This is a genomic window from Nocardia sp. NPDC060220, assembly GCF_042727815.1.
Lineage (GTDB): Bacteria > Actinomycetota > Actinomycetes > Mycobacteriales > Mycobacteriaceae > Nocardia.
Genome location: NZ_JBHWZY010001387.1, coordinates 1 through 1,064 on the forward strand (window position 1 = coordinate 1; position 1,064 = coordinate 1,064).

Annotated in this window: 1 protein-coding gene; it reads left to right on the forward strand. The window is 73.9% G+C overall.

The genetic code is table 11. From position 1 onward, the window contains the following. Positions 1 to 990: acyl-CoA dehydrogenase family protein (locus ACFWF3_RS36980; protein ID WP_379318915.1), on the forward strand; the 990-nt coding region annotated here is incomplete at its 5' end. Positions 991 to 1,064 lie beyond the last annotated feature (74 nt).

The window sequence follows — 1,064 nt, forward strand, 5'->3', positions numbered from 1 at the left end:
GGTTGGCCCGGCCTCGAGATCCCCGCCGCCTTCGACGGCGCCGAGGCCACCTTCGCCGAGGTCGCGGTGGTCCTCGCCGAAATCGGCAGGGCCGCCGCGAGCGGCGCGTATCCGGCGGTCGCGGCGCTCGGCGTCGGCGCGCTCGCGCACGTCGTCGCGACGCCGCGGCGCGACCAGCTCCTGCGCGAGACCGCCGTGGGCACGGCCGTCCCGATCCTCGTGCTCGCGGGTGAGGCAACAGGACCGACGCGGTTCCGGATCGAGCCGTCGACGCGGGGGCCGCTGCTGCACGGCACGGCCGATTTCGTCCTCGACGCACCGGCCGCCGGACAGCTGCTCGTCCCCGCGCTCGATCGGACGGGCCGAGGGGTGCTCGTCGAGGTCGATCCCCGCGCGCGGGGGCTGCTCGTGGCCGAACAGCCGGTGCTCGACGCCACCCGCCGGTTCGGCAGCGTCGTCGCCGACGGGGTGGCGGTGGCCCCGGAGTCGTTGTGGCCCTTCGCCGCCGACGATGCCGTCCGGGTGCTCGATCGGCTGCGCGACCGGGCCGCCGTCGCGGTGGCCTGCGACAGTCTCGGCCTGAGCCGGGCCATGCTCGACGCCACCGTCGCCCATGTCGGTACGCGCGAACAGTTCGGCCGACCGATCGGCTCGTTCCAGGCCGTCAAACACGCGTGCGCCGACATGCTCGTGCGGGTGCGGGTCGCGGGCAAACTGGTCGAGGCCGCGGTGCGCGACCAGGCGCGTGACGCCGCCGACGCGTCGACCTCTGCGTCGATGGCCAAGTCCTACGCGTGCGCGGCGGCAGTCGACATCGCGGGCAAGGCGATGCAGTTGCACGGGGGCATGGGCTACACCTGGGAGAGCGGCGTCCACGTCTATCTCAAGCGGGCCGCGCTCAACCGTTCGCTGTTCGGTTCGCCCGCGCGACATCGCGCCGCACTGGCCCGGCGGTATTCCGTTCAGGCGCCGCATCGCGCGGGCGCCTGAACGGAATAGGCCCGGCTATCCCCGCAGCCGGGCTTCGGCCAGTTCGCGCAGATCGCTGGACTTGATCTTGGCGC